Origin of the sequence: Sulfurimonas sp., from assembly GCF_014859695.1 — a bacterium.
Lineage (GTDB): Bacteria > Campylobacterota > Campylobacteria > Campylobacterales > Sulfurimonadaceae > Sulfurimonas.
Map to the genome: position 1 here is coordinate 1 of NZ_JACUTS010000129.1, position 3,545 is coordinate 3,545.

Consider the following 3,545-nt stretch of genomic DNA (forward strand, 5'->3'; position numbering starts at 1 on the left):
TTACTTATAACTTATATTTAAGCAATAACTCACTATTATTTCGACTCTAAGCCAGAGTGGTGAAACGGTATACACGGCGGATTCAAAATCCGCTGCCTTCGGGCGTAGGGGTTCAAGTCCCCTCTCTGGTACCACAAATGTTTTCTAGTTTACCTTATGATCAAACTCGGGAACAATCTCTTTTAACTTTCCTAACTTATCTTTTGTAGAGACCAACTCAAAAATATCATGATTTAATTTCACTATATCGTACTCGCTTTTTCCTGCCACTGTTATTGACTCATACTCGGTATTTGCCTCGCTATCGTCTATTAGCAACTCTTCATAAAGCTTCTCTCCAGGGCGAAGACCTACAAACTCAATCCCTACGCCCTCGCTACCGGATAGCTCGATCATTTTTTGTGCTAAATCAACAATTTTTACAGGCTCTCCCATATCAAGTATAAAGATCTCTCCGCCTTTTCCAATCGAAGCGGCCTGAAGAACAAGCTCGCAAGCTTCAGGAATGAGCATAAAGTACCTTGTAATATCAGGATGCGTTATTGTTATTGGTCCACCCTGCTCTATTTGAGACTTAAATTTTGGTATAACACTTCCGCTACTTCCAAGAACATTTCCAAACCTAACTGCAACTATCTCTGTACTGTTTGCCTCAACGTTTTCTAAAGAAACTACGTTTTGAGCATATAGCTCACAGATTCTCTTTGTAGTACCCATAACATTAGTAGGTCTGACGGCCTTGTCGGTTGAAATAAGCAGAAATTTTTTAACACCGTGCTTTATCGCACAGTCTATTACATTTTTTGTCCCTACTACGTTGTTTATAATTGCCTCCGTTATGTTCTCCTCTACCAGAGGCACATGCTTGTAAGCGGCTGCATGGATTACAATGTCGGGCTTATGTTTTTCAAAACTCTTCTCAAGCAGATCTTTATTGACGACAGACTGCATTACAAGTGCAGGTTTATGTATAGCCAACTCTTCTGCAATAGCATAGAGATTGTATTCACTGTGATCAAGCAAGACAAGCTCTTTTGCGCCAAACGCAGTACACTGCCTAGCTATTTCGCTCCCTATACTTCCTCCCGCACCGGTAATCAGTACCTTTTTATCTTTTATGAACTTTTCAATTGCTCTTTTGTCCAAATCTTTTGGGTGGCGGGCAAGCAGGTCTTCTACGCTTATATCTTTTAGCTGGGCAGAGAACTCTTTATTTTTTAGTATTTCATCAAATGAGGGCAGTATTTTTATGGATTTAAAACATGGACTTAGCTTTTCATATATCTCTTTTACCCTCTCTTTGGATGCGGAAGGCATAGCGATTACAAGCAGGTCAAGCTTGCCATTTTTTGATATAATTTTCTTCAAAACCTCTTTTGAGACTATTTTTATGCTGTCTATTGACCTCTTTTGTAAAATAGGGTCATCATCTACAAAATATTTAACCTTGTACTCGCTGTTTATGAACTCCTCTTCAAGCTTGATTCCGGCTTTTCCGGCACCGTAAATAACCGCCGCTTTTGTCTTTGCCATTGTGTTTTTGTTGATAAAGTAGTAGTAAACATACATAAGAAAGTTTATGCCAAAAAGATACAGAAACAGCTCGCTTGCCAGCAGTGAGAAGTGTACTTTTCCGTAAAAAAAAGGAAAATAAACCACAAAAGCGGCCATATAGACCATACTTTTTAGTAAAAATGTTCTCTGAGTCGCTTTTGACCAGCTTAGACTATAGTCCTTGAAAATAAGCAAAGACGCAAATATTCTAACAATTATCACACCCGCTATGACTTGCCAAGAAACAGGAGTGTGAAATATAAAAAAAGTCCACCAAAACGTCAATGTGGTAAGAATAATGATTACCAAAAAATTCAATATTCTCTTGTCTATGTTAAACACTATTCAAACCTTTTTCTGCCGTCTATATACTTTACGGCGCTATATAAAATCATTCCCATAAGAAGAAATGCCGCAAAAACATTATCTACAAGATAAACAATCCAGAATAATACAATATTTAAGCCTGTTGAAGCAATAACAACACAACTATGGCTCAATCCACTCTGCGTAAGTCTTTGGTATGCATGCTTTTTATGTGCTTGAGATAGTTTTTCGCCCTTAATCTTTCGTCTTATGAGAGTAAGTGTGGCATCAAACCAAAACACTCCAAAAAGTATAATCCATATCCAAAGATTTTGGCTTTCTTCGTTTGCATAATACACCGTAAAAATTGCGACCGTATATCCAAGAAGAGTGCTTCCTACATCCCCCATAAATATCTTTGCCCTATGCCAGTTCCAAAACAAAAATCCAAGCACGGAAACAGCCAAAACTATAAAGTGCTCTCCGCCAAAGAGCACCAAGCCGGCAATAGCCAAAAATAGAGCTTCACTACTCGCGTAGCCGTCGATACCGTCTAAGAAGTTATATAGATTTATAAACCAGACTATCATAAAAAATGCAAAAACATTGGTCACTATTTGATTTTCTACCGTAAAAAACCCAAAATCTATCGCCTCCAAACCGCCAAGAGCCACTAAGCCGCCAAGAGCAACAAAAGCCTGCACAAGAAGTCTTACCTTTGGGCTTAGTTCAAACAGATCGTCTGCATAGCTAACAGCAGATATAATTACCCCTATCATAAGAGCGTAAAAAAGATTTGGCTCTATCATCTCATACATATAGAGATAAACAAGCCCTACAAACCAAGTGAGCGCTATGGCAATTCCGCCGCCGTGAGGTGTTGGCACATCGTGAGAACTTCTCTCGTTTACCTCCGCCACAAGCGATTTTTTGATGGCATAGTTTTTTATAATGTATGTAAGAGCAAAGGAAGCTATTAGTAGTAATATATAAATCACTGAATAATCTCATCAAAAAGCTCTTTTACTTTTTGCATCTCATTGTTTGTAAGAGTTGATAATTTTTCTATAAATCTATCATTGTCAATTGAGCGTATCTGTGTAATAACTATATCTGAGTCTTCTTTAAGTTTATCCCTCTTATCTACCCTCATCCTCAAAGGTTCTGCTTCATAAACCAAATGGGTGCTTAGTGGGATGACAATAGTCGTGGGATAATCGCCATGATTTAACTCATCGTTTTGATACACAACTACAGGTCTTACCTTCCCCATCTCATTTTTCTTTTTGATAGGATTGAGATTGACAAGCCAAATATCTCCCCTAGATACCATCATCTGTAGTACCTTCAAAATCTTTGAACTCTTTTTTATCTATATCTTTTGTTTTTTCTATGGCGCTTAATATTCTTGATTTTTTCTCTTTTTCTATACTTTGTGCATAAAAGCTTATAGCTTCTCTTATCACATCACTTTTTTTCTTGTGAAGTATTTTTGATATTCTGTTTAAGGTATTTTCAAGATTATCATCTAGTCGTACTGTTGCTACCATGATTTATCCTTTTGTATTTTGTAATACAGTATTATATCATACATTTGTCAAGCTAGATTCTTCACTTCGTTCAGAATGACGGATATAATGTCCCCACAAAAACAAACCACTTAATACAACATTCTTATTGCATAA

4 protein-coding genes and 1 tRNA gene are annotated in these 3,545 nt (G+C 37.3%); 1 reads left to right on the forward strand and 4 read right to left on the reverse strand.

All coding sequences use genetic code 11. The features are described 5' to 3' along the window. Nucleotides 1–50: 50 nt before the first annotated feature. A tRNA-Leu gene (locus IBX42_RS11730) sits at nucleotides 51–134 on the forward strand. Nucleotides 135–144: 10 nt separating this feature from the next. Here IBX42_RS11730 and IBX42_RS11735 read toward each other — a convergent pair. The 4 genes from IBX42_RS11735 to IBX42_RS11750 are packed head-to-tail and all read right to left on the reverse strand — an operon-like array spanning nucleotide 145 to nucleotide 3,410. Then, on the reverse strand, nucleotides 145–1,899 hold the full coding sequence (locus IBX42_RS11735) for a nucleoside-diphosphate sugar epimerase/dehydratase (protein ID WP_294933120.1): 1,755 nt from the start codon (nucleotides 1,897–1,899) through the stop codon (nucleotides 145–147). After that, nucleotides 1,896–2,858: a glycosyltransferase family 4 protein gene (locus IBX42_RS11740; RefSeq protein WP_294933117.1), complete on the reverse strand. Its 963-nt coding sequence runs from the start codon at nucleotides 2,856–2,858 to the stop codon at nucleotides 1,896–1,898. The genes IBX42_RS11735 and IBX42_RS11740 overlap by 4 nt, the downstream gene beginning before the upstream one ends. After that, nucleotides 2,855–3,196, reverse strand: a complete 342-nt coding sequence (locus IBX42_RS11745; protein WP_294933118.1) for a type II toxin-antitoxin system PemK/MazF family toxin — start codon at nucleotides 3,194–3,196, stop codon at nucleotides 2,855–2,857. Before IBX42_RS11745 ends, IBX42_RS11740 begins: the two co-directional genes overlap by 4 nt. Further along, nucleotides 3,183–3,410, reverse strand: a complete 228-nt coding sequence (locus tag IBX42_RS11750) for a CopG family transcriptional regulator (protein WP_294933119.1) — start codon at nucleotides 3,408–3,410, stop codon at nucleotides 3,183–3,185. The genes IBX42_RS11745 and IBX42_RS11750 overlap by 14 nt, the downstream gene beginning before the upstream one ends. Between the last annotated feature and the right edge of the window lie 135 nt (nucleotides 3,411–3,545).